Here is a 26,719-nt window from a genome sequence, read left to right as displayed (position 1 = left end):
TCGTGCCGAAACAGAGTCAATAAGATTCGGTCTTTAGCCCTGAGGTAAAGTTTGCAGGAAGCTCTACAAAAAAAGACACTTCGCACCGTCAGTGTCATCGGCGGCGGAGTAGCCGGCATGAGCGCAGCCTGCGCCCTCGCCGAAGCGGGCTATCGCGTGCAACTCGTCGAACGTCGCGGCTATCTCGGCGGCCGTGCCTCCTCCTATCTGCATTCAGGCGTCAACGAAGTCATCGACAACTGCCAGCACGTCCTATTCGGCTGCTGCACCAACCTCATCGGCTTCTATCGCCGCATCGGCGTCGAAAAGAAAATCCACTGGACCCGCGAGATGACCATGATCGAGCCCGGCGGCTGGCGCTCGAAGCTCGGTCCATCCTCACTTCCCGCTCCGCTTCACGGGCTGCCCAAATTACTCAGCGCCCACGCGTTCACCCGTGCCGACAAGTTTGCCCTCGCCCGCGCATTTCGCGCCATGATGCGCCCCATCCCACTCGACTCGACCGAATCGCTCTCCGCCTGGCTCCTTCGCCACAGACAAACCCCCGGCACCATCGAGCGCTTCTGGCGCCTGGTCATCGCCAGCGCCCTCAATGCCGACCTCGACGCCATCGCTGTCCCCTATGCCGCCAAAGTCATCCGCGAACTCTTCATGAACTCCGCCGAAGCCGGCGCCATGGGCATGAGTTCCGTTCCGCTGAGCGAACTCTACGGTGCAGCAAAATCATTCTTGGAAGAACACGGCTCGACCGTGCACCTCAACACCAACGTCGAATCCGCCGAATGGGACGAAGAAGTCTCTCAGTGGACAATTAACACGCGCACCGGGCCGCTCATCTCTGAATTTCTCCTCATCGCGTTGCCCTTCGAAGCCATGCAGAAGCTGCTGCCGCACATGCCGCCCGCGCTGCACGGGGAAGAACTCGCGCGCCAGGTCGACCGATTTGAGCACTGGCCTATCTGCAGCGTGCACCTCTGGTTCGATCGCCAGATCACCGATCTCCCTCACGCCGTCCTGCTCGATCGCGAAGTCCACTGGATGTATAACAAGAGCGTCCTGCAGCCGTGGCGTAATACGAAAGGCAGCTACCTCGAACTCGTCCAGTCCGCGTCGCGAAAATTCGCCGAACTCGAACGCCAGCAAGCCATCGATCAGGCTCTCAACGAACTCGCCGAGTTCTTCCCGACCATTAAGGAAGCGAAGCTCGAAAAGGCCGCTCTCATCAAAGAAGTCCGCGCTACCTTCGGCGTCCCGCCGGGAATCGACAGCCTCAGACCACCCTCAGCGTCCCCCTGGCCCAACTGCTTCCTCGCCGGCGACTGGATCGCCACCGGTTGGCCCTCAACGATGGAAAGCGCCGCCCGCTCCGGCCATCTAGCCGCCGACGCCCTCTACGCGAGCAAAATCGAAGACTGCCGTTTCCTCGTCCCCGACCTCAAGCCCCAAGGCCTGATGCGGCTCATCGCTCGTTGATCAGACATCTGGAAGTGGCCACCCAATGATGGGAGGGTTTTCACCGGACACCGAGGCGTTTGATCCTGAAAACTGACAACTGACGACTGGAAAGTGTCTTTCAATGTGCGAGAAAATAGACTCCAACGCACACCAGCACCGCCGCCGTCCATCGCCGCCGATCGACCTTCTCATGCAGAAACAACTGCGCCGCCACGGTGTTCAACACCAGCGTCAGCGAAGCCGCCGCGGGACCCACCAGGCTCAGGTTCATATGGTTCAAAGCGAACAGCAGCGAGAAGAACGCCACCGCCATAAAAAAGATCCCACTCACAAACAGCGGGGAAGTCACAACCGCCTTGATCGCGCCGCCCAGTCCGCTCTTCGCGCGAATATCATCGAGGTCGCCCATCGACTTCATCGCGGCCGCTGTCAGCACCTCGCCCGTCGACGACGTAATCACAATCGTCGCGATCATCCCCGCGGCCTTCCAGAACGAGGCCTCCAGCAGCACTCCCGCCAGCGTCATCGTCCCGCCCCTTTTGCGTCGAGTTCTTCCGGCGTCGGGGCCGCCAAGGCACTTATCGGCGGAGTCGTATTCACTGGTCCGCGCGCAACGAACGCTACACCTACTGTGATTAATACGATCCCCATCCAGCGCATCAACGAAATCTGTTCGCGCAGCCAGAAGTGCGCCAGCAGCGCCAGAAACACATTGCCGAGCGCGGTCGCCGGCATCACGAAAGTCAGGTCTGCCCACGACAGCGCGGTGAGGTAGCTGGCAAAATATCCGATCAGCAGCGCAATGCCCAGCGCAATCCACGGGGTAAACACCGCACCAATCAGCGACAGAGGATGTCCGGCTGAAATCGGCGGAAGGCTCTTCATGCCGCGCGAAAGAGCAGCGTCGCCCAGCGGCACGCTCACCGACACAAACGCCAGGATCAGATACTGATTGAAAGTGAGCCGGTGATGAGTCATGCGTCTGCCGCGGCATCCTTTCCCGCAAAAGAAAAGGAGGGCAGACGCAGCGCGCCGCCCTCCAATGTATCGTGCCGCTGAATGCTAAAGCGCCAGTTACGCGCCCGCGTTCACCGGTGCAGTGGGCTTAGCAGGCTGGCGGCGCTTCTGCTTGACCGCCTTGTTGCGCTCTGAACGGAGCTTCATGAATGCCTTCGCTTCAACGTACAGTCGGGGCACATCGCGATTCACAATCGCCTTCCATACCACGCGGAACGCCGCCTTCGGACGGAAGTAGTACTCGTCGTAGAAGCGATGCACCATCTCCATCACGTAGTCTACAGGCAGGCCGGGATATTCGATATGCGCCATCTGGTGTCCGCCGCCGTCTTCCATCTTCTCGTTGGTGATGAAGCCGTTGGCCTTGGCGTAGTCGTAGAATTCCGTTCCTGGGTAGGCGTGCGCAATTGAAACCTGGATCGTTTCGCAATCAAGCGTCTTGGCAAAGTTGATCGTGTTGCGGATCGACTCCTTCGTCTCGCCCGGCAGCCCCAGAATGAAGTCGCCGTGAACCACGAGGCCGAGATCGTTGCAATCTTTCGCAAAGGCCCGCGCACGTTCAACCGTCGCGCCCTTCTTGATGTTCTTCAGGATCTGCGGATCGCCCGATTCAAATCCCACGATCAGCAAACGACATCCCGCATCCTTCATCGCCTTCAGCGTGTCGCGGTCTGTTGTAACTCTTGAGGTACAGCTCCACGTGATCCCGAGAGGCCTGAGCTTTTCGCAAAGCTCAATCGTCCGGCCCTTCTGAATGTTGAACGTGTCATCGTCAAAGAAGAACTCCTTCACGTGCGGGAAGTTCTCATGCGCCCACTTCAATTCCGCCGCAACGTCTTCGGTAGACCGCTTGCGCCACGCATGTCCGCTCAGCGTCTGCGGCCACAGGCAGAAGGTGCACTGCGCCGGGCATCCGCGCGTCGAATACAGTGCGATATATGGGTGCAGCAGGAACGGCACGTTGTACTTGGTCACGTCCATGTCCCGCTTGTAGATCTTGGTCGCCCACGGCATCGCGTCCAGGTCTTCCACCTGCGGACGATCCGGATTGTGGAGGATCTTGTCGCCCTGCTTGTAACTGATTCCAAGTATCTCGTTCAGCGGCTTGCCTTGGGCAAACTCCACTACAGAGAAATCGAATTCGCGGCGGCAGATAAAATCCAGCACGGCGCACTCGTTCAACGCACGGTCCGGATCAGTCGTCACCGGTGGTCCGACGAACGCAATCCGAATCGATGGATTCGCCTTCTTGATGGCTTCAGCCAACCGCTGATCGCCCTCCCATCCCACCGTCGAGGTGAACAGGACAAGGAATTCATAGTCCTTGCAAATCTTGATCGTCTCGTCCGCCGATACGTGGTGCGGCGGCGCATCCAGCACGCGCGATCCTTCCAGCAGACCTGCCGGGTAGGTGAGCCACACGGGGTACCAGTACGACTCGATTTCGCGCGTTGCGGGCCAGCGCGAGCTTGCGCCTCCGTCGAAATTCTCAAACGAAGGTGGGTTCAGGAAGAGTGTTTTCAGAGGCATAGGCATCCCTCCAATTCTATCAGTTAGCGAGGTTTTATACGGCTTCAGGGTGTGTATCCCGGTGGTTACTTGGCCTTCAATTCGTTGAGCCAGTCCGTCATGTGGCCCAGTGCCCGCAGCAGGCTCAAACGTGCCTTTGCCAGCTCGAAACCCGCATCCAGTGCATCTTCAGTCTTTTGGCGCGCATCGATCAGCGCCAACTGCTCGGCCTTGGGGCTGGTTTGGGGTTGAGAACCCGGTCCACTTCCGGTTCCGTTGCCCAACTGCAACTGCGCCATCACTGTCTTCAACTGCTCGTCCGCGATCTGCTGTTTTAGACTCGCGATCTCCGCCTGGGTATCCAACTCCAAAATACTCCCGCTAAGATCTGCAATTTCAAGGTCGTTCTGCTTCTCTGCCTGCTCCGCTTCTACCTTGGCACGAAGCGCATCCGCGGCAGACTCCTTGGCCCGCGCGCGCCGCCCCATGTCAAAAATCGGAACCTGTATCGAAATTCCAGAAGCCAGGTTGTTTGGCGGAAGTGGCTTCGCAAAGAAACTGCTGACATCGTTCAGAAGGTTGGTGTTGCGGTTGTACTGCATAAAAAAGCGCAACTCCGGTAAATAACTGCTTTCCGCGTCCCCCTTTGCCTGGGTGATCTTCGATTCCGCAATCAATTCCGCTGCATGTACGCCGAAAAGGCCTCGCGTCGGTTTCTCGCCACGCACCTGAGGAATCTCCGGAATACTTGCGTGGTCGATCCGAATGGATCCCTCTGGAAGTCCCGTCAAAATTGTCAGCTGCTTGTTCAGCACTGCCGCCCGCGCCTCGAGGTGCAGCCGTTTCAATTTGATCTCGGCGGCCGTCAGCTTCGTCTGCAACAATTCGCTCAGCGGATCCACGCCGGCCTCGGCGCGCTGCTGCTCAATGTCCTCGAGTCGTCCGGCAAACTGTTCCTGCTTGCGCGCGTCTTCGAGTTCCTGGTTTACCGCGTCGAGTTCGATATAGGCAGTCGACGCGTCCAGCGCGACTTGCTCCCGCGCATCCTTCAGCCGGGCACTCGCGGCACGCACCCCGAGTCCTGCTGCATCGATATAGCGCTTCTGCGGAATGCTGTAGACCAGCGCCTGCACGGTTGCACTCCAGATGGACGGCGGCGAGCCCGTGAAGCCTATCTCAGGAAAAACAGGCAGACCAGTGCTGACTTCGAGGGATGGAATCACGGCATCCTTCGTCTCAGACAGTACGGCATTCGCCTTGTTCACATCGGCCTGTGCCGCGCGCACGCCTGTACTGTTGCGCTGCGCCAGGTCCACCACTGTCGCAAGCGACACCTGGGCATGTGCCGCAGCGGGCAACCCAACCAGCCCGTAGGCAAGTCCAGCTGCCAGTCCGGCAATGACCGTTGCCGTCCTTGGTCTCCCGCTGTTCGTTCGTGGTCGCGAATCCATCAAAATGTCAGCCCCAGTGCCGGCTTGTAATCGTGTGCAAGATTCAGTGCGGCTGTTCGCGCCTGCCAGGCGCCGTTCTTATCGCCCAACTGTGCTCTTAGCTTTGCAAGGCGGGTGTAGGCAACAAACGCCGGTGCTTCCTCTGTTCTTGGATAATTGGCGAGATATTCTTCCAGCATCTTTGCCGCGAATGCCAGGTTCCGCTTGCCTCGTGCCAGAACCGAGGCGCCGTTATAGAGTGCCACCCCGGCACGGCGGTCGCGCTGCGCTGCCCGGTATCCGACTTCGACCGTCTCTTCCATCTCGTCCCAGTGTTCGTGCTTGCGATAGAAACTCGCCAGCGTCATCCACGCAAATGCCGGATGCTCACTGGTTGCAGCCGCTTGCTTGAACTCCCGCTCCGCCGTGTCGTAATCTTTGCGGCTCTCGGCGATGCGCCCCAGCAGAATGTGCGCGCGAGCCTTGTCCACTCTTTCCAGCGCGGGCAGCAGAGCCTGCGCCTTGTCGGTGCCTCCGCCCACCACTCCCGGCGCGGAAGAGTAGAACTCGCCGAGGTCGCTCAGCGCTTCACCGTCGCGCGAATCCAGATTCACCGCCTGCTCAAACTCCGAGCGCGCCCGTTTCGCCAGGTTGTACGCCGAGAGAAACGAAGAGTTGTCCGCCTTCTCCCCAAGCGCCCTACCCAGCCACAAATGCTCCTTTGCGCTCTGGCCATCCAGCCTCACCGCCTGGTCGCATTCGTTCGCTGCGTCCTCCCAGTGTTCCAGCGTGAAGTAGACACGGCAGCGCAGATTGTGAACCTCGGCTGAAGAGGGCAGAGCATTCAAAATTGTAAGTGCCCGGTCCGCCTCGCCCGCCTGCAGAGCTGCGGCGGCCTGTCCCAGCCCCTCCTTCGGTACCTCGGCCCATGCGCATGCCACAAGAGCGCACACCAAGGCGACCTGAAGTACCTTCTTCACCGGACTCTCTTGATCGAAACGCCCTCTTGCAGGGGCTGTCCTGTCGTGGTTCCGATCGCAACCAGGTCACCATCCTTTAGTCCAGAAACAATGGCAACCTGGGTAAGGTTAATCGCGCCCGTAACAACAAATGTCTTTTTTAGCTCGTCGCCATTGATTTTGTACACATAGGTCTTGCCATTCTCTGAGCGCAGCGCCTCTCTGGGAATACTCAGCGCATTCGCCTCGCTCGAAGTCGTCACCGTCACGGTGACGTTGGTATCCGGTAGAAGCTGGTTGTCGGCGTCGTCGATGTGAATCAGAACTTCGCCAACATTGCGCGTTCCATACGTGGTCACGGTGATGGGCGTACGTTCGATGTGCCCATGCCACACCCTTCCAGGCTTGGCGTCCCACTTGATCAGGATTGGCTGACCCACTGCCAACACACCGATCTCGGGTTCGTCAAAATAAGCGCGAACCCGTTCCTGGTGAAGGTCCGCCATCTGCAGCAGCAACTTGCCTTGCTCCGCAAACTCCGTCGCGTTCACATTGAGGCTGTAGATCGTGCCCGCTGAAGGAGCGTGTTCCGAAGTCTGGGCCAGCACCTGCTGCGCTGCCTGCCTACCGGCCTCCGCATCCTGCAGTGCAGCCTGTGCGCGCGCGACCTCGGCGGGGGAGTAGCGGCTCTGCGCGCTTTGCTCCGCCGCGTGCAGATTCCCTTCGGCTGTCGCGAGTCTCTGTCGCGCCGCTGCCACCTCGCTGGGTGCTGCGGCCCCGGTCGTGCTCAACTTGGTCAGTGCATCCAGATCGTGCTGCGCCTGGTTCCTGTCCAGTTTGTCGCGCGCAATCTCCGCGGCCACGCCCTGCCGCTGTTCCAAAGTGCCGTTCTGCGTAGCTGCTTCAAGCGATGCCTGGGCCGCCTTCACCGCGCTGTCTGCGCTGGCAACCTTTGCCCGGGCGTCAATGTCGTCCAGTTGCATCAGCAGTCTGCCCGCCGGAACCGTGTCGCCTGCCTGGACGTACACCGCCTTCACGACGGCGGCAATGGGAGCATGAATTTCGATATTGTGATCAGGTTCAACCCTGCCATTGGTGCTGTGAGTCGTCGCAAGCGGCTCCTGCGAAACCTCGGCGGCGCGCACAGGCAACCGGTCCCGTGTAAGAGACCGCGCGCCAAAATACACCAGAACCAAGAGGAGGACCGCACCAAACCAAAGCCATTTGCGGTCCAATTGCTTTCTTTCCGCTACCATGCAGGCGACCTAGGCCAGTATATAAGACTCATCGCAAAGCCCTTAAGAAGCAGAAATTTGCATGAATACGAAGTAGAAACTTGCATGACGGAGTGTTCATGTTGATCCCCCTTACAATGGACATATGTCTCAGCAGCCTCGCTACACCGACGATCACGCCAAGGCCGGGCTCGACTTCAAGTTCCCGGAGATCGAGACCTGGCAGAACCAGTTTCCCGGCTACGAAATCGTCATCGACGATCCCGAATTGACTTCCGTCTGCCCCAAGACAGGCCTGCCCGATTTCGGCTCGCTTTCCATCCGCTACATGCCCCGCGGCCGCTGCCTCGAACTCAAATCGCTCAAGGAATATCTCTTCAGCTACCGCAACCTCGGCATCTTTCAGGAAAACATCGTCAACCAGGTACTCGAAGACGTGGTAAAAGCCTGCGACCCGGTCTGGGCTGTCGTTCGCGGCGAGTTCCGCCCCCGCGGCGGCATTGGAACAACCGTAGAAGCCCGCTGGCCAAGACCCGAAAAGTGAAGGGAATCACCGGGCGAGATTGTTGGCGAAGCTGCAGGCAGATAGAGCGGAGGGAAAGTTCACACGCAATCAGCAGAACCTCGGCAACCTCTTGCTGCATCCAAACTGGTCTAAGGCTTTGACGAAGAGTCTTTTCACTCGGCTTGCAACGAGCGGGCCACTCATCGACTAAGCAAAATCCACCTAAGGTTCACAATTTGCAGGCCACGAGACGAGGACTATGCCGATATTGACGAAGCCGTGTAAGGGAAAACTCAGCGATGAAACGGAGAGATTGCTCCGCACCAGCCAGGACAGGGCTGATTGGGGCGTGTACCCCTGTGAAATTTGTGGTCAGAGCGTTGGCGTCATGGCGGCAAATGGCGATTGGATTCCGGAGAGACATTGGCCTTCAGTCACCTACACTCCCCGCAAACCTAGTGTTGGCCGCTACCTCGCGAAGACGATGATACCGGCAAAACTTCGCATGCCGCGGCATTGAAAGAAGGAATGCCAATGGCGGAGTGGTCCGTTGGCCAACGGAACAGATCATTGTTGTCCGCCAGTCTTCCTTAAAATTTCTGGAATTCAGCGAGAAGGTTGTCGCCAGCGAATATCCCTCGCAATCCGCCATGGGATACTCAAAACCGAGGACCAACCAGCTTGGCGACAGCGACTTCATCCGCACCCGCGCGCATCAGCCCCGCCCTCGCCACGCTGATCCTCCTCATCGCACTCAACCTCCTCAATTACATCGACCGCTACATCCTCCCCGGCGAACTCTCCCTCGTTCAAAATGAATTCCAGGCTACGCGCGAACAGATGGGCGCGCTCACCACGGCCATGTTCATCGTCTACATGCTGGCCGCACCGCTCACCGGCTGGATGGGCGACCGTTACCGCCGCAAGCCGCTCATCATTGCCGGTGCCGTGCTGTGGAGCCTCGCCACACTCAGCACCGCCTGGGTCCACAGCTACTGGACCCTCTACTTCCGCCATGCCATTGTCGGTATCGGCGAAGCCTCCTTCGGCATCTTCGCCCCTGCCGTTATCGCCGACTTCTATCCCGAACGTGATCGCAACCGCATCCTCTCCATCTTTTACACTGCGATTCCGGTCGGCGCCGCTCTCGGCTACATGGCGGGCGGCCAGATGGGCTCGGCGTGGGGCTGGCGCCAGCCCTTCTTCATCTGCGCTATCCCTGGCCTCATCGTCGCCGTACTCTACGGACTCTTTGGCCGCGAGCCGGTACGCGGCGCCCAGGATCACATCAAACCTACAACCGACCGCGCCACCTTTGCCGGTCTTTTTCGCAATCCCGCATTCCTCTGCGCCACTTTTGGCCTGGCTATGCTGACGTTTGCGATGGGCGGCATCTCCAACTGGGTGCCCGAATTTCTCCACAACCCCATCGGCCTCTCCGTCGCCAAGGCCAGCCAGGTTGCCGGCGCCAGTACGGTAATCGATGGCATCATCGGCACCGCCATTGGCGGGTGGATCGCCCAGCGGTGGCTTCGCACTAATCATCGGGCTCTCTACCTGCTCAGCTTCTGGAGCGTCGCGCTGACGCTTCCATTCGGCGTCCTGCTCTTCTTCGGCCCGGCCCGCTGGACCGTTCCCGCGCTCTTCGCGGCAGAGTTTTTCCTCTTCCTCAACACCGGCCCGCTCAACACCGCTATCGTGAATTCCGTTTCCGCTCCCGTCCGCGCCACCGCCGTCTCCGTCAATCTCTTTTGCATCCATTTCTTCGGAGACACGTTCTCGCCGCAGATCATCGGCAAGATCGCCGACCGCTCGACTCTGCGCACTGGCCTCGGCGCCACTCTCATCTTTCTCGTCCTCTCCTGCATCTTCCTGCTTGTCGGCTCCCGATTCGCACCGCAACTGGAAGACATCCCTCTCTAACCTGCCTCCCGTCGTGCGTAATACTGACAGCATGACTCCCACCGAGGTGCTGGGGCCCGCATTGATCATTCTGGCCTGGCTGATGGCTTTGAGTTGGCTGCATCGTTCGGTCATGGCGCTCCGTGGAATGGCTTCCGTCCTGGACCTCACTGCAATTGAGGAAAGCCTGCTGCCGGCATTGCCCGAAAGCGAAGGCCCCGATGTAACAGTTGTTGTTCCGGCACGCGACGAGCAGGATTCGATTCAAGCGACCCTCGAATCGCTCCTCAGCTCTGAAGGAATTCGTGCACAGATCATTGCCATAGACGACCGTTCAGAGGATCGTACCGGCGAGCTCATGGATGCAGTGGCATCAAGGTCGCACCACGGCGCGAACACCCTCGAAGTCATCCACAATCGAGTCTTGCCCCAGGGCTGGCTTGGAAAGCCGCACGCTCTGGCTCTCGGCGTAGCGCGGGCTCGCGCACAGTGGCTGCTCTTCACCGATGGAGACGTCACCTTTGCGCCTGAAGCGCTGGAACTGGCGCTGCGTGCTGCTACGAAAACAGGCTCCGATCATTTTGTCGTCGTGCCGACATTGACGCACGAAGGCGTGCTGGCGGCAGGCGTGCAAGGGTCGCTCCAGGTGCTTGGTCAGTGGGCCGCTCGCATGTGGAAGGTCCAGGATCCCGATGCAAAAGACTTCTTCGGAGTAGGCGGTTTCAACCTGCTGCGTGTGGACACTCTCGAAGCTTTCGGCGGGATGGAGCGCTTGCGGATGGAGATTGTGGAAGACGTTTCTCTGGGCTGGCTTGTGAAGAGGGAATTGGGCCGCCGATCGATGATGGTGCTGGGGCCCGGGCTCGTCAAGATCGCGTGGATGCAGGGACCATTCGGAATCGTGAGCCTGCTTGAAAAAAACGCCTTCGCCGGAAATCGCTACAGTATCGGGATAACAGTCGGAGCTTCCGTATTCCTCTTCTCGCAGGCAGTGGTGCCGTTGTTGGCGCTCGCCGCAGGCCCATGGGGAGTGGGCGCGTGTCTAACGCTCTATGGCAGCGTCGCAATGAGTTTTCACGCGAACCGCAAACTGAATGGCATTTCGCCGATCCTTGCGATCTTGTACGCGCCAACTGTCTTGATTTTGGTCTGGTCATTTCTGCGCTCGATGTTTCTGACCATCAAGCGCGGTGGCGTAGCCTGGCGCGGCACGCTTTATCCCCTGGCAGAACTCAAGCGAGCCATGATCCCGTGGCGTATCCGATAACGTTGAAGTCTACTTGCCGGGCAATGTTTCCTGGTCTCGCGAATTCATGAACGCGCGATGCCCACCATGCGGCCTTAGATTCGGATCGGCAACCGGCGGTTTCGCCTGATCGCCCGAGAATCCCCGCAGAAGCTTCGGATTCGGCTTGAACTTCGGCGGACCGCCATAAAATTGCCGCGCATGGCTAAGCATCATCCCGTTGCGCCCATGCATTGGCTGCACCATGCCGCGAATATGCACATCGGTATCGCGGAACTTGCGCAGCTCGCCAACCTCGTCGCGATCCTCGCGCAGACTCACAATCGTGAACCGGCAATTCTCATCCGGAGTATCCGGCGGGCACACATCCAGAAACCGCATCCCATCCGGCAGTTCCACCACGTCATAGACATGCGCATCGATGCACACATCCTTGTTGACTAGCTTCGCGGCGTCGTCGGGATTCACGCAGGGTTTTGGGTGCGCGGCGAATGCCGCAAGCGGACACAACAATACGAACAGCGCCAAGCGCCCCATCGCAACTCACATTCCGGGGAAGTACCCGCTGTGTCCTCAGATGAGAATCAAGGACAACTAAGAACTACCTACTAAGAACTCTGAACTATCTTCACCGCGTCCCCACCAGTTCCTCGCTCTTCGCCCCTTGTCCATAGTGGTTCTGCACGTAGTTATCAAGAATCGTCTTGAACTCGGCCACAATCGTATCGCCGCGCAGCGTCGTATACAGCTTCCCGTCCACATAAACCGGCGCTTTCGGCTCTTCAAACGTTCCCGGCAGGCTGATGCCTAGATTCGCGTGCTTCGACTCGCCGGGCCCGTTCACCACGCACCCCATCACGGCCAACTTCAGCTCTTCCACACCGGGATACTTCTTCCGCCACTCTGGCATCGACGTGCGCAGGTAGTTCTGAATCTGCTCCGCCAATTCCTGGAAGTACGTACTCGTCGTGCGCCCGCATCCCGGGCAACTCGTCACCTGCGGCATAAAGCTGCGAATCGAAAGCGACTGCAGAATCTGCTGCGCCGCCTGCACCTCTTCGGTGCGATCGCCATTCGGCTTTGGCGTAAGGCTTACGCGAATGGTGTCGCCAATCCCCGCCAGCAACAGCGGAGCCAGACCCGCCGTCGAAGCGATCAGGCCCTTCGCGCCCATACCGGCCTCGGTCAGCCCAAGGTGCAGCGCATAATTGCACCGCGCCGCGAGATTTGTATAAACATCGATCAAATCTCGAACGCCGGATACCTTCGCCGACAAAATAATCTGGTCAGGCCGCAGCCCGAAGTGCTCGGCTGCCTTGGCCGACTCCAGCGCGCTCACCACCATCGCTTCCATCATCACGTCGCGCGCGGGAAGGGGATCGGTCTTCTTGTTGTTCTCGTCCATCATCCGCGTCAGCAGCGCCTGGTCAAGCGAACCCCAGTTCACCCCGATCCGCACCGGCTTCTGGTTCTCGACTGCGCACTCCACCATCACCTGGAAGTTGTCGTTATCCTTCTTGCCGATCGACGCGTTGCCTGGATTGATCCTGTACTTCGCCAGCGCCCTCGCCGTCGCTGGAAACTTTTTCAGCAGCAAATGCCCGTTGTAGTGAAAGTCGCCCACGATCGGCACCCGGATCCCGCGCTTGTCCAGTCCCTCCACAATCGCCGGAACCGCCGCAGCAGCCTCCTCGTTGTTCACCGTAACGCGCACAATCTCCGAACCGGCCATAGCCAGCGCAGCCACCTGCTCAATGGTGCCGTCGGCGTCAGCGGTATCGGTGTTGGTCATCGATTGCACGACAACCGGGACCTCCCACCCTACGCGGACGTGGCCGATCTTGACTGTGGGAGTCTTCCTGCGCTGAATCTCTGGCATGGCGACCTCTTCCTCTCCAGTTTACCTGCTTGCCGGCTTTCTAAACTCGCTCAACCCAGGTGGGGACCATCCCTGAGAACCCCTTCCCGCACCCCAGCCCGCAAACATTTTCAAATCAGAATCTTCCCGCCAGTCTCGCTCACATCCCGATATCCCGGCCCCGGTCCATCTCTCGCTTAGAATGCACGACAGCGGATACAATGCTGTCATGTTCTCTCGCACTTCTTTTCGTCTCCTAACGGTCTCTGTCGCCCTCGTGGCAATCTCCTGTATGAGCCTCTCAGCGCAGGACCCGCCCCGTCGTGGCCGCAAGTACAAACCCCCACCCGCGACCTCGCACATCGAGGTCTCAGTGGTTCGCGACACCGATTCCAAGCCCATCGAGAACGCCGCGGTCATTTTTCAGCTTGTTGGTGAAAAAGGCAACATGGAACTCAAGACCAACGAGGATGGAAAGTCGGTGATTGATGTCCTTCCTACCGGCTCAAAGATGCGCCTGCAGATCATTGCCAAGGGCTACCAGACCTATGGCCAGGAATACATGATCGACAAGTCGGACCTTACGTTTGGCATTCGCTTGAAGCGGCCCGGCGAGCAATACTCCATCTACAAAAACCACGATCAGGACACGCAGAAGGACGATAAGAGCGGAGACTCGCCAAAATCCACGCCGCCTCCGCCAGCGGAAAAACCCAACGACTCTGCCGCCCAATCCACGAATCCTCAATCCAAACCGCAGTAGTTAACCCTGCCCCGAGTGGCGACAAATCCTGCGTGCGAGCTCTGCCATGACCAGCCAAACCCTCCTCGGAAAAGCGGCGCTGGTCACAGGCGGCGCACGGCGCATCGGTCGCGCCATCGCGCTTGAACTGGCGTCCGCCGGAGCCGACATCACCCTTACCTACCGGACTTCGAAAACCGAAGCCGAAGAAACTCTGCAACTCATCGAGCAACTGGGCAGGCGCGCCATCGCGCTCGAATGCGACGTGCGTTCCGAACCATCCGTCCGCTCCGCCGTCGCCAATTCCATCAACTTTCACAGCCATCTCGATGTGCTGGTGAACAACGCGGCGATCTACGAATCTGTCCTGCTCGATCGGATAAGCCTCGAGCAGTGGGACGCCGTCTTTGAAACCAACGCGCGCGGCCCATTTCTCGTTTCCCGCGAGGCCCTGCCGCATCTGCGCGCCTCTCATGGCCGCATCATCAACATAGGCTCGCTTGGCGGCCTGCGCGCATGGCCCGGCCACGCCCATTACTGCGCATCGAAGGCCGCGCTCCATATGCTTACCGAGGCCATGGCCAAATCGTTTGCGCCTGAGGTTGCCGTCAACTGTGTTGCCCCGGGGTGGATCGAATTCGACGAAGACAAGGGGCAGCCGGTCACTCTGCGCTTTGCCGCCAAAACTCCCATGCAGCGTAACGGCGACGCAAAGGATGTGGCCGAAGCCGTGGTCTTCTTTGCGTCCACCAGCAGCTTTATCACAGGACAGGTACTCGCCGTCGATGGCGGCCTCGGGCTATAGCTTTGTCTTGCGTCCGCGAAGAACTCTTCACCGCGAAAATAATCGCTTCCAGAATCCTTTGCCATCTGTCTTCGCTGATTGGGATCCACTCCCGTTCCGCTGTCGGCCCTTGCCTTCCGCTTTCGGTTCGAAATCCAGTGGCACGCCCTTCCAAAGCCCGATAGGTTCCGGCTGCGCCGGCCACTTCGCACCGTCCACCGCCGCGCACGGGTTGGTGACATAGAGCCGTCGTGCCGTCTCCTCGCCCATCTTCGCGGCCACGTAGTTATAGCCCTTCTTCAGGTGGGTCGGCCGCCACTCCGGATGATGCGCATCGCTGGCCAGAAAATGGATCCAGTTGCGTTCCAGCAGTGCATCCGCAAAGGCCTTTGCATTGCGGCCGAATCGGCCGTACAACGATGCCGACGTCACCTGGATCAGGCACCCGTCGCGCATCCACTCGGCCAGCACCTCCGGGTCATGCTGCAACACCGGGTTTCTCTCGGGATGCGTAATGATCAGCGTGTAGCCTGCGTTCCGCAGCCGGCCCAATGCCGTCGTCAGCTGATGCGGAATCAACATGTCCGGAAATTCAACCAGGAGGTAGCCCTTGCCATTGATGGAGTAGCGAAAAGGATTCTCAAGGGCCTCGGCAATGTTTTCCGCGTTCATGTGAAAGTCGCAGCCAAGGCTCAGCTTGATTGCATTCCCAACTCGCTCTCGCAACTCCGTCAGCCGCTGCTCGTTCACCGCCAGCTGATAGGGATAGCGCTCGCTGGCATGTGGACTGCATACGATGTGCGTCACACCCTCGCTGATCGCCGTGCCGATCATTTCGACAGAAGTCTCCAGATCAGGCGAACCGTCGTCGACGCCGTAAATCAAGTGGGTGTGGATGTCGATCATACGTCCCGGCTTTCTGCTTCCCTCGCACGGCTCAACGTGTTGCCAGTACTTCCAACATCGATGCGAAGATCTTCCAGCCGTCTGCCGAGCCCAGCAGCTTCTCGCTCGAACGGTCCGGATGCGGCATCATTCCCAGCACGTTCCTGCCCTCATTCAGGATTCCCGCAATATTGCTCAGAGATCCATTCGGATTCGCTTCCCCAGTGATCTCGCCTCTTGGCGTCGCATATCTAAACGCAATTCGGTCCTCCGCTTCCAATCGTGCCAGATCTTCCGGAGTGCAAAAGTAATTGCCCTCCATGTGGCCGATCGGAATCTCGAGCACTTCGCCCTTGGTGAGCTGATTGGTAAACGGGCTGTTCGCCGTCTCCACGCGCAGATGCACCTGTTTGCAGATATATTTCAGCCCCGCATTGCGCATCAGCGCCCCGGGAAGCAGCCCCGATTCAGTCAGAATCTGAAATCCGTTGCAGATGCCCAGCACCAGCCCGCCACCGGCGGCAAACTTCTGCACCGACTGCATCACCGGCGAAAAGCGCGCAATCGCCCCTGTGCGCAGATAATCCCCGTACGCGAAGCCGCCCGGGACCAGCACCGCATCCACACCTTGCAAATCCTCCGAGTCATGCCAGAGCATCGTCACAGGCTGATGCGCAATCTCCGCAATCACGTTGTAAGTGTCGTGATCACAATTGGAGCCGGGAAAGACCAGAACGCCGAATTTCATACATCTAGGTTAACAGTCTACGAATATCCAGTTGTAATCGCTTTGTTCAAAAAGAATCCGCACCGAAACCCACTAGCAAACCAATAAGGCTTGTCATTCCGACTGACCGGAGGGAGTGGAGGAACCTGCAGTTGCTTTTCTGCCCCTTCGAACGCCTAGGTCTGATGACTTTCACCCCCTCGAATCGCATCCTCTCCGCCCACCGCATCGCGCATTTTCCGATGCGAATCGCGCGCGAACCGGTGCTGAAACGCCCGTGTAATCGGATACGCAACCGCTGCGAGCCAATCCCGGGGGTGCGACACGGCCTCCGTCACATACCAGGAAGCGTCAGATTCCGGATCAAGTGTTATTTCAAACCGTTCCTCCCCCTCTTCCACATGCGTCCGTGTGGTTTTGTATATAAACCCGAATCGCCTTTCTGTCTGAATCTTCGCGACGATCTGGCTGAGATTTACTGACCATAGTCCGAGACTGTGAACCTCGACGGCAACCATCTGACCGGCTTCGATCTTGGCCAGTGGATTCGCAACGCGTACCCAGCCAAGATCGAATTGTTTCCAGGCATGGAACGCCCGAATTCCAGCCTCAAACGCCCGTCTACCTTCGCCAATCTTTGTCCGGAGATGGTCACGTTTAAACCCTCTTCGCAGACCGCCATCGCAGACTCCCACGGACACATCCAGGTGCTCCAGGTTCATCACGCTGGGCTGCGAAGCGGCAACGACTAGACGCTCGACTTCTCTCCCCGTCGGCTTCGTCAGTCTAAACATAAGCTCAGTATGTCAGTTGCAACTGCAGCCCCTTAGGATTATCCGGCGCCAGCGCAGTCACCCGATGATGCTCAGCATCAAAGCTGGTCGAGATCGGCGATGCTCCCGGACGGTCCAGCGCCGTCACCGTTGCCCCCGAATAGGGCTTCGTCACGCCATAAACCTCAATCGACAAAAGCTTCCACCAGGGCTGAAACGTCCCCGAGCGTGGCGCCACCGTCACAATCAATCCCTGTGCGCTCAGCCGGCACGCAAACTGCTCCCGCAGGTATTCGCCCTGCTTGAAATCGTAGCTCACTCCATCATCCAGATAGAGCGATCCCTCGCAGTCGGCCCCCAGCGTTGTGGGCGGATAAACCCGCAACGTCAGCGGTCCCACCGGCTTCTCATCCGTGCTCTGCACGAGCGGCTGTTCCGGCACAATCGATCCCGCCCGCACGAATACCGGCAGCGTCTCCACAGTCCTGTGGATGTGAACCTCAGGCTGTACAATCGCTGCATTATCAATGCCTTTGCGCCCTGAAGTTGGATCGATTCTTGAACCCGTCCAGTAGTCGTACCAGCTCGAAGGCGGCAGCGCGACCTGGTAGTCATCCAGCTCATCCGGATACGGACTTTGCGCCACTAGCAGATTCGGTCCCACCATGAAGGCGTTGCCGGTACTAAGGTCCAGCGGCCCGCCGTCCGCCTCGCCATGGGGAAACTCCAGAAAGAGAGGCCGCATGATCGGCATCCCCGTCCGGCTCATCTCCTCGGCCGTGGTGTAGAGATACGGCATCAGCCGGTACCGCTCCTCGATGTAGCGACGCCGCAGACTCACATCCTCCGCCGTCCCGTTTTCCCACGGCTCCTGCGGAAGGGTCCCCACCGCCGAATGGTCGCGATCGATGGGATGAAACGCAGCTACCTCCAGCCAACGTGTCAGCAACTCCGGCTGCGGAGATCCTGCAAACCCGCCAACATCCGCGCCCGTCATTCCAAATCCGCTCAACCCCAGATTCAGCAGCTGCGGTGTCGTCTGCCGCAGATGATCCCACGTCGCCGAGTTGTCCCCGGTCCATGTCACAGCATAGCGATGCCCGCCCGCAAAACTCGCACGCGTCATCACAAACGGCCGCACGTTCGGATCCAGCTTCAGCAAGCCCTCGAACGTGCCGCGCGAATTCTCCATGCCGTAAACGTTGTGAACTTCCAGATGATTCGTCACGCGCGTGGCGAATCCAGGCTCCTCGATCCGATGCTGTGTGTCATCCGGCATGGTCTTCGAGGGAACCAGAAAAATGGACGGTTCATTCATATCGTTCCAGAAGCCGGCCACGCCCTGCTTCACAAAATCCGCGTACAGAGTTCCCCACCAGTCGCGAGAAACCTTCCGCGTGAAATCCGGAAACACAGCCTTTCCCGGCCACACCGTTCCTTCGTAAATCGTCCCGTCGGGATTCTTGACGAAATGATCCCCGGCAATCCCTTCCTCAAACGGTTTGTACTTTGCCAGCGGCTGATCGGCGATATGCAGATCCGTAATCACAACCGTCCGTAGATGCTCGGCGCGCAGGTCCTTGACCATCTGCTCGAATGTGGGAAAACGCACCGGGTCCACCGTGAACGGCCAGTTTTTGTACTGGTAATCGATATCAAGCCAGATCACATCGGCCGGAATGCGCTCGCTTCGCAGCCGATCCCCGATCCGCCTCACCTCGGTCTCCGGATAGTAGCTGTACCGCGACTGCTGATAGCCCAGAGCCCACATCGGCGGCATCGGCGCCGTGCCCACGAGCCAGGCCCACCGCCCCACCACATACTTCGGCTCCGGACCGTAGAGAATGTAAAAATCCAGCGGCCCGCCCTCTGACCCGAACGAATATCCGTCGCGATATTCCTTGTTGAAGTCAAAACTCGCCCGCCATGTGTTGTCGAGGTAAATCCCCGCGCACACGCCATTGTAGAACGTGATGAACCATGGAATTGCCTTGTAAATCGGATCGGTCGACTGCTGCCAACCGAACGCATCTGTATTCCAATCGGTAAACGCCTCGTTGCGCCGATCCAGTGGCCCCGGCTTATCCCCGAGCCCGAAATAATGCTCCTCCGCAGGCGACTTCATGTACACGCGAAACGATGTGCCGTGATACTCAATCGGCCTTCCGGGCAGATCTTGCGCAATCACATGCTTCGCATTGTCCGTCACACTCAGTCCAAACGGATCCTTGTGCACCGCGACATGCAGCTTCGCCGTCTTGAATCCGACAGCCGATCCGTTCGACTCCGGAGTCACATTCAAGCTCGCCGTACGCGAAGAGGGAAGCACCGCCCACGAAGCGTCCTCCGGCAACTGCCCCGCCGACCCCACGCGCACCCGCACCACGTCGTCGCGAAGTGCTGTGATCTGCATGACCGCCGAGCCCGAGCGAATCTCGATCCCATTCGGTAACGCCCGCGAGCCCGTGACGCGATCCAGCCGCACAAACGCAGCCTTCGTCTGTGCTATCGCGGTATTGGTAAATTGCGATGTTGCGGCCAAAAACAGAACTGCAAAAACAACAAAAAAGAAACGTCTTGCTCGATACACTCTTCACCTCAGCAGAACGAAGAACAAACTTCTGGTGCGATCATGTTTTGTAAAAGGGCATGACTTCAGTCGTGCCGTAAATCGCCAAAATGTGATGGGCTTTAGTCTCTGCCAAGCCACGCCTCGAATCAGTTTCGATTCAGGTGCCACAAACACCCGCTAACCCGCTGACTTACTATCGCGCAAAGCGCAGCTAACCAGACTCCAACCAACCCCTACGCTTTCAACTCCGCCACCCGCTCCCGCGTTTCCTTCACAAACGCGTCATCCTCAGTAATCCCCGTCGTCATCGACCCTACATTGATCTCGACGTTCGACAGCGCTCCCGTTAGCGCGGCGCCCGCCAGAGCAATCCCAGTCGTCAGATCCGAAGCCATGTTAGGATTCGTAATCGGCTTCAGCGTTTCTGCAATCCGCGAAACCTCCGCCGAACGTTCCGCCACGCCAAGAGGCACGCTCGTCGCCTGCTTGAGTGCTGCATTCACACCCACGCCGCCGTCATCCGTCTCCCGCGCCGCGCGATACGCCTTCATCACCACGTTGTACGACTCGGCATCGGCATCAATTGCGGCCTTCAACTCTTCGCGCAGCGTCGCCAGCCGCCCAATCGCCTCGCTCAATTGCGCCTCATATTGCACGTAAGCTTTCTTGCCCCGCGACATCGAGGCCACCATGTGCGCCAATCCCGCCGCCATCGCCCCGCTTGCCGCCGCAGCGCTGCCGCCACCTGGCGTCGCCGTCGGCGCAGCCAGTTGCTCGATAAAGGGCTCAACTCCCGCACGCAATCCACCCACTGCCGTTTTGCCGCCCATCACCGCCGCCAGACGGTTTTCCAGAATCAACGAAGAATCGAAATGCTCCACCTGCAAAAACCATTCCGCCGCCTGTTCCAGCGCAGCCTTCGGAATCAGTCCCACAATTTCGCTGGATACCGGCATTACGCCGTACCGCGCTGCCTCGCGCTTCACCATCTCAAACACGCGCGCAATCGGCGTCTGCTCAAAATCCGTCAGATTCATCGAGACCTGCGCCATTCCCCGCACCAGGAACCCCGCGCCCTTCACAAACCGGAATCCGCCTGACGAAGCCCGCATCGCCTTCGCAATCTTCTTCGCAACATCCACATCGGCCGTATTCAGAAACACGTTGTAGGCGATCAGAAATTTCCGCGCACCCACCACCGTCGCGCCCGCCGTGGGATGCACCTTCGCCTCTCCGAAGTCCGGCTTCCGCGCAGGATTCGTTTCAATCTCCGCGCGAATCCCCTCAAACTGTCCTCGCCGAATGTTCTCGAGATTCTGCCGCTCCGGTGTTACCGCGGCCGCTTCGTACAGGTACACCGGAATCGCAAACCGGTTCGCGATTTCCGCGCCCACGTGCTTCGCCATCGCCACGCAGTCTTCCAGCGTCACGCCATCGATAGGGATAAACGGCACCACATCCGCCGCGCCCATCCGCGGATGCGCACCCTGGTGCTGCGTGAGATCGATCAGCTCCGCAGCCTTGCCCACCCCGCGAATCGCCGCCTCCTGGATCGCCTCGCGCTCACCCACAAGCGTGATTACGCACCGGTTGTGATCCGCATCCATTTCGCGATCGAGCAGATAAACGCCAGGAACCTTCATGGCTTCGACAATGGCGTCAACCTTCGCCTTGTCGCGCCCCTCAGAGAAATTAGGTACGCACTCCACTAATGTGTTTGGCACGAAGAGAAGGATAAATCAGAAGCCAGCCCGATCCTCTACGCTTCCCCGACGTAAGCGCTGTCATCCTGAAGCGACGCGTGCTTGGAGCCCCGTCGTGCACTGGTGCGAGATGGGGTGAGCGTCGCGAAGGATCTGCTGTTTCATTCTCCCAAATCGAGGATTTCCTGCCCTCGTTTTCCCAGCAATTGCTACCATATGACCTCATGCAACCCAACCTGCACGACTTCGCCACCCGCTACACCGCCGCCTGGTGCAGTCAGAACGCGACCAGCGTTGCCGCCTTCTTTTCCCCCGATGGTTCGCTGACCATCAACAACGGCTCTCCCTCGGTCGGTCGAGCCGCAATCACCGAAGCTGCTCAATCCTTCATGACCGCCTTCCCGGATCTCTGCATTCTCATGGACCGCATCATCGACCGCGGAGATCGCACCGAGTATTACTGGACCCTCACCGGTACCAACACCGGCCCCGACGGCACCGGAAACCCCGTCCGCTTCAGCGGCTACGAATCGTGGCGCTTCAGCCCAGACGAACTCATCCTCGACTCACAAGGCTGCTTCGACGCGGCGGACTATAGTCGTCAACTCAATGACGCGCATGCTTAACCAGCCACGCACGCTGACACCGACGATGCGACTGTCAGAATCAGAAGCACGCAGATGATGGAGGGATGGCGCATTCGCTGATCCGTTAGGCGTCTCGAAGGCGAAAACATCTCCATCTCCGCCGGTAGTATCCTCAAAGTGGCCATCTGACCGGAGTCCACTATGACCACCACGACGACATCCCCCATCATTCGCGCGCCCCACGGCACCCAGCTTCGCTGCAAAGGCTGGCAGCAGGAAGCTGCCCTCCGCTGCCTCATGAACAATCTCGACCCCGAAGTCGCCGAGCGCCCACAGGACCTGGTCGTCTACGGAGGCATCGGCAAGGCTGCGCGCAACTGGGAATGCTTCCACGCCATCGTTCGCGAACTCGAGCAACTCGGCCCCGAGGACACGCTCCTCGTCCAGTCCGGCAAACCCGTCGCGGTCTTCCCAACTCACGAGATGGCCCCGCGCGTCATCATCGCCAACTCCAACCTCGTCGGCAAATGGGCCACCTGGGATCACTTCAACGAGCTCGACCGCAGAGGCCTCATGATGTACGGCCAGATGACCGCCGGCTCGTGGATCTATATCGGCACGCAGGGCATTCTCCAGGGCACCTTCCAAACCTTCGCCGCTCTCGCCGAGCGGCACTTCGGCGGCTCTCTCAAAGGCAAGCTCGTTGTCACGGGCGGCATGGGCGGCATGGGAGGCGCGCAGCCACTTTCCGTCACCCTGAACGACGGAGTCGTCCTCGCTATCGACGTTGATCGCAGCCGTATATTGCGGCGCCTCGAAACACGCTATTGCGACACGCTTACTGAGAATCTGGATGAAGGGCTGAGGCTTTGCGAACTGGCCCGCCGCGATGGCCGCGCTCTCTCCGTTGGCCTAGTGGGCAACTGCGCCGACGTGCTGCCGGAAATTGTGCGCCGTGGTGTGCAGGTCGACGTGGTGACCGACCAGACCTCTGCCCACGATCCGCTCAACGGCTACGTCCCGCAGGGATTGTCCATGAGTGAAGCAACGGAGCTCCGCAAACGCGATCCCGAAGAGTACGTACGGCGCTCAACCGCATCCATGGTCGTCCACGTCGACGCCATGCTCGCCCTCCAGCGCTCCGGCGCCGTTACCTTCGACTACGGCAACAACATCCGCCGCTTCGCCTTCGACGCCGGCTGTGCCGAGGCCTTCTTCATTCCCGGCTTCGTCCCCGAATACATCCGCCCGCTCTTCTGCACCGGCCAGGGCCCTTTCCGCTGGGTTGCGCTCTCCGGCGATCCAAAAGACATCGACGTGACTGACGAACTCGCCCTCGAGCTTTTTCCCGACAACGAAATCCTCACCCGCTGGATGAGACTCGTCCGCGGCCGTTTCGCATTTCAAGGTCTTCCCGCGCGCATCTGCTGGCTCGGCTACGGCGACCGCGCCAAAATGGGCGAGGCGATGAATGACCTAGTGAAGAAAGGCAAAATCTCCGCGCCCATCGCCATCGGTCGCGACCACCTCGACACAGGCTCCGTCGCCAGCCCCTATCGCGAAACCGAAAAGATGCTCGACGGCAGTGACGCCGTAGCCGACTGGCCTATCCTCAACGCGTTGCTCAACACTGCTTCCGGCGCTACCTGGATCAGCTTCCACCACGGCGGCGGAGTGGGCATGGGCTACTCGCTCCACGCGGGGCAGGTCACCGTAGCGGACGGCACAGAGATGGCCTCCCGCAAAATCGCACGAGTCCTCAACAATGATCCCGGCATTGGCGTGGCCCGCCACGCCGACGCTGGCTACGAACTAGCCCAGCAAACCGCCAAAGAAAAGGGCATCCACATCCCGATGAGCGATAAGTAGCCGTGCCATTGATCTGGGTGCTCCAGGTCTCGCTTCTGAGACCTGGGATCAAATCATCGAGCGGCACAATCGTCGGGTGCCCTATCCATTCCGCGTTTTTTTGCGGAATGGGTGGGAAGCCACCATACTCAACGAAGCACGAACCGCTAACTCGCTAACACCGCGAACCCCGCTATGATCGCCATCGTCAATATCGGCCAGCTAGTAACCCTCTTCGGTGCCGCACGCCCGCGCATCGGCGCAGAACTCAATGATCTCGCCATCATCAACGACGCATCTCTCCTCATCGAGGATGGCCGGATTTCCGCAGCGGGTCCCTACTCCGGACTCAAGCCGCGCATTCCCGACAACGCCACGATCATAGACGCCAACCACCGCTGCGTGACCCCCGGCATCGTCGACGCCCACACCCATCTTGTCTTCGCCGGCAACCGCGCCGCCGAATTCGAGCAGCGTATCGCCGGAGCCACCTACCAACAGATCGCCGCTGCCGGCGGAGGCATCCTGCGCACCGTAGCCCTCACCCGTGCCGCTACTGAAGACGAACTCCTCACCGCCGCCCGCCGCCATCGCGACTGGATGCTCCGCTCCGGCACCACCACGCTTGAAGCAAAGTCCGGCTACGGCCTCGATCGCGATACCGAACTCAAGATGCTCCGCGTGATTCGCCGCCTTAACAAAGAAGGACCGATGCGCATCGTACCCACGCTGCTAGCCGCCCACACCGTCCCGCCCGAATACAAAGACCGCCGCGCCGACTACGTCCGCTTCGTCGCAGAAGAACTTATCCCCGAAGTCGCCAAGCTCGGCGTGGCCCAATACTGCGACGCCTTCTGCGACGACCATGCCTTCACCGTCGACGAAACCCGCACCGTCCTTACCGCCGCCCGCGGCCACGGCCTCAAACTCCGGATTCACGCCGAACAATTTCGATCAGGCACTGGTGCCGATCTTGCTGCGGAACTCGGCGCCGCAACCGCAGACCATTTGGAAACCGTCACCGAAGAAACTCTCCAGCATCTCCGCGCCGCCGGCACTCAGCCCGTCCTTCTCCCGGGCTCCGTCTTCGCCCTCAGCCGCACGCAGTACCCGCCCGCGCGCAAGATGATCGAAGCCGGCCTCGCCATTGTCCTCGCCACGGACTTCAACCCCGGTTCCTCACCGGTCCCGTCCATGCCGTTCATGCTTTCGCTGGCCTGTCTGCAAATGCGCCTCTCGCCCGCCGAAGCCCTCACCGCCGCCACCATCAACGCCGCGCACTCGCTCGGCCTCGGCGGGCAGATTGGCTCGCTGGAAACAGGGAAGCAAGCCGACTTCGTCATCCACGAATTCGCCGACTACCGCGAACTCGCCTACTTCATCGCCGCCCCTATGCGGCCCAGAGTCTTCATCGCCGGCCGTGAAGTTTCCGTTTAAAACCTGTGTCATTCCGACCGACCCTGAACGAAGTGAAGGGGAGTGGAGGAACCTGCAGTTGCTTTTAGCATTGGTTCAGGCTGCGAAGCTGTGCATAGCTCCATTGCGTGTTCACGCCGCTACCGCCCGCGCACGCGCCCGTCGCCTCCCCGCCACAAAAATCCCCACGCCGAGCCCCAGCAGCAAGAGCGTCGCTCCAACCACCTTCACCACCGCCAGCACTTTGTCCGGCTGATCTGCTCCCGGAAACAGCGACAGCACAATCGTCGTCCCCGTTGCCGCAAATCCCACGACACCCAGCGCAATCGCCACCGGCTTTCCCCCAGGCACCCGCCGCACATTCGGCCCCGCCGGCTCCCATTGCAACCGGATCATCGTCGCAAACAGCAGCAGGTAGGGAATGAAGTAGGAAATCGTGGCCATGCTTACCAGCGCACCGTATGCGCCGCGCACTGTCGTGCCGGCCTGGCCCAGAATCGCTACCACCACGCTTGCAAATCCGTACACACCGATCGCCACCCAGGGCGTGCGGTACCGCCGATGAATCGAGCCGAACACCGGTGGCAGATAATGATCGATCCCCGCCACGAAGGGCAGTCGCGAAGTCGACGACAAATTCGCCGCCGTCGAGCCCACGCTGTTTACGCCAACCAACAGTGCAATGGGCACCAGCATCCACCCCAGTCCCAGCTTTGCGCTCAGCGTCTCCACGCCGCTCACAAATCCCTGCAACCCGCTCACCGCACCGCTCGGCAGCGCCACCAGCAGCGCCATCGTTCCGCCGATATACCCCAGGGTCACAATCGTGCCGCCCACCAGGATTGCCCACGGCATCGTCTTGCGCGGGTTCTGAATCTCGTCGCCCATTGCGCTCGCCGCCTCCACTCCGCCAAACGCGAAGAACACCCCCGACCAGAAAACCGCGTTATCCAGCGACCAGTGCGGGGTCATGCTTGCCACAGTGAACGACGTCGCCGGCCCAAACCGCATCCACGACACAGCCGCCATCATCATCAGCAGGGCGAGCGGCACCAGGCTTCCGATGGAACAAATGTTATTCAGCCACTTGCCCGCATCCACGCCGCGAATGTTCAATACGATGATCACGCCCAGCCAGAACGCCCCGAATCCCATGAAGTACAGTGGACTGCTGTTCAAATGCTCAGCGCGCGGCCCGAACGCAATCAACACTGACGCCGCTCCGAAGTAAAGCACTCCTGCGAAGAAGGGCAGATTGCTCATCCAGTACATCCACGCCGCGATGAAGCCTGTAAAGTCGCCGAACGCTGTGCGCGTCCACACGTAGATGCCACCCTCTTCCGGATGCCGCGATGACAACTCCATCACGCTTGCGGCCAGCGGAATGAAGAAGCAACTCAGCGCCGCAATCCAGACGACCAAGATGCTCGGCCCCGCCGCTGCCGCCGATGAAGTCCAGCGCACATTCAGCGCCACAACGACATAGAACAGAGCCAGGTCGCGAAACCGGATACCTCTCTTCAGTGCTGTAGCCGAAGCCATGTGCGAATGAAGATAGCAGAGCCG

Annotated in this window: 23 protein-coding genes; 9 read left to right on the top strand and 14 right to left on the bottom strand. The window is 59.7% G+C overall.

The window, feature by feature from the left end; translation table 11 throughout:
* Positions 1-51: 51 nt before the first annotated feature.
* Entirely contained in the window at positions 52-1,473 is a 1,422-nt protein-coding gene (hpnE, locus tag VK574_RS09220) for a hydroxysqualene dehydroxylase HpnE (RefSeq protein ID WP_472799542.1), read from the top strand.
* A 100-nt stretch (positions 1,474-1,573) separates the two neighbouring features.
* On the opposite strand, the gene VK574_RS09215 is transcribed toward hpnE, so the two are convergent.
* From VK574_RS09215 to VK574_RS09190, 6 genes are all read right to left on the bottom strand, one after another.
* On the bottom strand, positions 1,574-1,981 hold the full coding sequence (locus tag VK574_RS09215) for an EamA family transporter (RefSeq protein WP_472799541.1): 408 nt from the start codon (positions 1,979-1,981) through the stop codon (positions 1,574-1,576).
* On the bottom strand, positions 1,978-2,499 hold the full coding sequence (locus VK574_RS09210) for an EamA family transporter (protein WP_472799619.1): 522 nt from the start codon (positions 2,497-2,499) through the stop codon (positions 1,978-1,980). Before VK574_RS09210 ends, VK574_RS09215 begins: the two co-directional genes overlap by 4 nt.
* Before the next feature lie 30 nt (positions 2,500-2,529).
* The gene (hpnJ, locus tag VK574_RS09205; protein WP_472799540.1) at positions 2,530-4,002 is read right to left on the bottom strand and encodes a hopanoid biosynthesis associated radical SAM protein HpnJ; all 1,473 of its coding nucleotides are present in this window, start codon (positions 4,000-4,002) and stop codon (positions 2,530-2,532) included.
* Between the two features lie 65 nt (positions 4,003-4,067).
* Positions 4,068-5,432: a TolC family protein gene (locus VK574_RS09200; RefSeq protein WP_472799539.1), complete on the bottom strand. Its 1,365-nt coding sequence runs from the start codon at positions 5,430-5,432 to the stop codon at positions 4,068-4,070.
* Positions 5,432-6,391 carry a tetratricopeptide repeat protein gene (locus VK574_RS09195; RefSeq protein ID WP_472799538.1) on the bottom strand — a complete coding sequence of 320 codons (960 nt, stop codon included), beginning with the start codon at positions 6,389-6,391 and terminating at the stop codon, positions 5,432-5,434. The genes VK574_RS09200 and VK574_RS09195 overlap by 1 nt, the downstream gene beginning before the upstream one ends.
* Entirely contained in the window at positions 6,388-7,605 is a 1,218-nt protein-coding gene (locus VK574_RS09190; protein WP_472799537.1) for an efflux RND transporter periplasmic adaptor subunit, read from the bottom strand. The genes VK574_RS09195 and VK574_RS09190 overlap by 4 nt, the downstream gene beginning before the upstream one ends.
* Positions 7,606-7,750: 145 nt before the next feature.
* Between VK574_RS09190 and queF the strand changes: the two genes are divergently transcribed.
* The 3 genes from queF (at position 7,751) to VK574_RS09175 (ending at position 11,279) form a co-directional block, all read left to right on the top strand.
* Positions 7,751-8,149: a preQ(1) synthase gene (gene queF, locus VK574_RS09185; RefSeq protein ID WP_472799536.1), complete on the top strand. Its 399-nt coding sequence runs from the start codon at positions 7,751-7,753 to the stop codon at positions 8,147-8,149.
* 642 nt (positions 8,150-8,791) lie between these two features.
* Complete coding sequence (locus tag VK574_RS09180; protein WP_472799535.1) at positions 8,792-10,033, top strand: spinster family MFS transporter; 1,242 nt, start codon at positions 8,792-8,794, stop codon at positions 10,031-10,033.
* Between the two features lie 31 nt (positions 10,034-10,064).
* Entirely contained in the window at positions 10,065-11,279 is a 1,215-nt protein-coding gene (locus VK574_RS09175; RefSeq protein WP_472799534.1) for a glycosyltransferase family 2 protein, read from the top strand.
* A 9-nt stretch (positions 11,280-11,288) separates the two neighbouring features.
* Here the strand turns inward: VK574_RS09175 and VK574_RS09170 are convergent, their stop codons facing one another.
* On the bottom strand, positions 11,289-11,795 hold the full coding sequence (locus VK574_RS09170) for a hypothetical protein (RefSeq protein ID WP_472799533.1): 507 nt from the start codon (positions 11,793-11,795) through the stop codon (positions 11,289-11,291).
* Positions 11,796-11,886: 91 nt separating this feature from the next.
* Positions 11,887-13,137: a flavodoxin-dependent (E)-4-hydroxy-3-methylbut-2-enyl-diphosphate synthase gene (gene ispG, locus VK574_RS09165; protein WP_472799532.1), complete on the bottom strand. Its 1,251-nt coding sequence runs from the start codon at positions 13,135-13,137 to the stop codon at positions 11,887-11,889.
* A gap of 271 nt (positions 13,138-13,408) precedes the next feature.
* Here ispG and VK574_RS09160 point away from each other — a divergent pair, with 271 nt between their 5' ends.
* Together VK574_RS09160 and VK574_RS09155 are read left to right on the top strand one after the other, a co-directional pair.
* Positions 13,409-13,879 (top strand): carboxypeptidase-like regulatory domain-containing protein, encoded by a 471-nt coding sequence (locus VK574_RS09160; protein WP_472799531.1) that lies wholly within the window; start codon positions 13,409-13,411, stop codon positions 13,877-13,879.
* Between the two features lie 46 nt (positions 13,880-13,925).
* Entirely contained in the window at positions 13,926-14,663 is a 738-nt protein-coding gene (locus VK574_RS09155; RefSeq protein ID WP_472799530.1) for an SDR family NAD(P)-dependent oxidoreductase, read from the top strand.
* A gap of 27 nt (positions 14,664-14,690) precedes the next feature.
* Here the strand turns inward: VK574_RS09155 and VK574_RS09150 are convergent, their stop codons facing one another.
* From VK574_RS09150 to ftcD, 5 genes are all read right to left on the bottom strand, one after another.
* Positions 14,691-15,548 (bottom strand): tyrosine-protein phosphatase, encoded by an 858-nt coding sequence (locus tag VK574_RS09150; protein ID WP_472799529.1) that lies wholly within the window; start codon positions 15,546-15,548, stop codon positions 14,691-14,693.
* A gap of 31 nt (positions 15,549-15,579) precedes the next feature.
* Positions 15,580-16,275, bottom strand: coding sequence for a phosphoribosylformylglycinamidine synthase subunit PurQ (gene purQ / locus VK574_RS09145; protein WP_472799528.1), 696 nt, complete (start codon positions 16,273-16,275; stop codon positions 15,580-15,582).
* 155 nt (positions 16,276-16,430) lie between these two features.
* Complete coding sequence (locus VK574_RS09140) at positions 16,431-17,048, bottom strand: DUF1990 domain-containing protein (RefSeq protein ID WP_472799527.1); 618 nt, start codon at positions 17,046-17,048, stop codon at positions 16,431-16,433.
* A gap of 4 nt (positions 17,049-17,052) precedes the next feature.
* On the bottom strand, positions 17,053-19,569 hold the full coding sequence (locus VK574_RS09135; protein WP_472799526.1) for a glycoside hydrolase family 31 protein: 2,517 nt from the start codon (positions 19,567-19,569) through the stop codon (positions 17,053-17,055).
* A 263-nt stretch (positions 19,570-19,832) separates the two neighbouring features.
* Positions 19,833-21,323 (bottom strand): glutamate formimidoyltransferase, encoded by a 1,491-nt coding sequence (gene ftcD / locus VK574_RS09130; RefSeq protein WP_472799525.1) that lies wholly within the window; start codon positions 21,321-21,323, stop codon positions 19,833-19,835.
* A gap of 203 nt (positions 21,324-21,526) precedes the next feature.
* On the opposite strand from ftcD, the gene VK574_RS09125 reads away from it, so the two are divergent.
* The 3 genes from VK574_RS09125 (at position 21,527) to hutI (ending at position 25,174) form a co-directional block, all read left to right on the top strand.
* Positions 21,527-21,928 carry an ester cyclase gene (locus tag VK574_RS09125; protein ID WP_472799524.1) on the top strand — a complete coding sequence of 134 codons (402 nt, stop codon included), beginning with the start codon at positions 21,527-21,529 and terminating at the stop codon, positions 21,926-21,928.
* A 162-nt stretch (positions 21,929-22,090) separates the two neighbouring features.
* Entirely contained in the window at positions 22,091-23,758 is a 1,668-nt protein-coding gene (gene hutU, locus VK574_RS09120; RefSeq protein ID WP_472799523.1) for a urocanate hydratase, read from the top strand.
* Between the two features lie 174 nt (positions 23,759-23,932).
* Complete coding sequence (gene hutI / locus VK574_RS09115) at positions 23,933-25,174, top strand: imidazolonepropionase (RefSeq protein WP_472799522.1); 1,242 nt, start codon at positions 23,933-23,935, stop codon at positions 25,172-25,174.
* 111 nt (positions 25,175-25,285) lie between these two features.
* On the opposite strand, the gene VK574_RS09110 is transcribed toward hutI, so the two are convergent.
* Positions 25,286-26,695 (bottom strand): APC family permease, encoded by a 1,410-nt coding sequence (locus VK574_RS09110; protein ID WP_472799521.1) that lies wholly within the window; start codon positions 26,693-26,695, stop codon positions 25,286-25,288.
* Positions 26,696-26,719 lie beyond the last annotated feature (24 nt).

The sequence above is a fragment of the Occallatibacter sp. genome, from assembly GCF_035317045.1.
Lineage (GTDB): Bacteria > Acidobacteriota > Terriglobia > Terriglobales > Acidobacteriaceae > Telmatobacter.
This window is presented reverse-complemented; position numbering and strand designations above follow the sequence as displayed.

Coding starts and splice junctions, on each gene's coding strand:
- VK574_RS09140 (WP_472799527.1), bottom strand. CDS start 17,048: ATGTTTAGACTGACGAAGCCGACGGGGAGAGAAGTCGAGCGTCTAGTC.
- hutI (WP_472799522.1), top strand. CDS start 23,933: ATGATCGCCATCGTCAATATCGGCCAGCTAGTAACCCTCTTCGGTGCC.
- VK574_RS09125 (WP_472799524.1), top strand. CDS start 21,527: ATGCAACCCAACCTGCACGACTTCGCCACCCGCTACACCGCCGCCTGG.
- hpnJ (WP_472799540.1), bottom strand. CDS start 4,002: ATGCCTCTGAAAACACTCTTCCTGAACCCACCTTCGTTTGAGAATTTC.
- VK574_RS09170 (WP_472799533.1), bottom strand. CDS start 11,795: ATGGGGCGCTTGGCGCTGTTCGTATTGTTGTGTCCGCTTGCGGCATTC.
- VK574_RS09150 (WP_472799529.1), bottom strand. CDS start 15,548: ATGATCGACATCCACACCCACTTGATTTACGGCGTCGACGACGGTTCG.
- VK574_RS09200 (WP_472799539.1), bottom strand. CDS start 5,432: ATGGATTCGCGACCACGAACGAACAGCGGGAGACCAAGGACGGCAACG.
- purQ (WP_472799528.1), bottom strand. CDS start 16,275: ATGAAATTCGGCGTTCTGGTCTTTCCCGGCTCCAATTGTGATCACGAC.
- queF (WP_472799536.1), top strand. CDS start 7,751: ATGTCTCAGCAGCCTCGCTACACCGACGATCACGCCAAGGCCGGGCTC.
- ispG (WP_472799532.1), bottom strand. CDS start 13,137: ATGCCAGAGATTCAGCGCAGGAAGACTCCCACAGTCAAGATCGGCCAC.
- VK574_RS09110 (WP_472799521.1), bottom strand. CDS start 26,695: ATGGCTTCGGCTACAGCACTGAAGAGAGGTATCCGGTTTCGCGACCTG.
- VK574_RS09155 (WP_472799530.1), top strand. CDS start 13,926: ATGACCAGCCAAACCCTCCTCGGAAAAGCGGCGCTGGTCACAGGCGGC.
- VK574_RS09215 (WP_472799541.1), bottom strand. CDS start 1,981: ATGACGCTGGCGGGAGTGCTGCTGGAGGCCTCGTTCTGGAAGGCCGCG.
- VK574_RS09160 (WP_472799531.1), top strand. CDS start 13,409: ATGAGCCTCTCAGCGCAGGACCCGCCCCGTCGTGGCCGCAAGTACAAA.
- hutU (WP_472799523.1), top strand. CDS start 22,091: ATGACCACCACGACGACATCCCCCATCATTCGCGCGCCCCACGGCACC.
- VK574_RS09175 (WP_472799534.1), top strand. CDS start 10,065: ATGACTCCCACCGAGGTGCTGGGGCCCGCATTGATCATTCTGGCCTGG.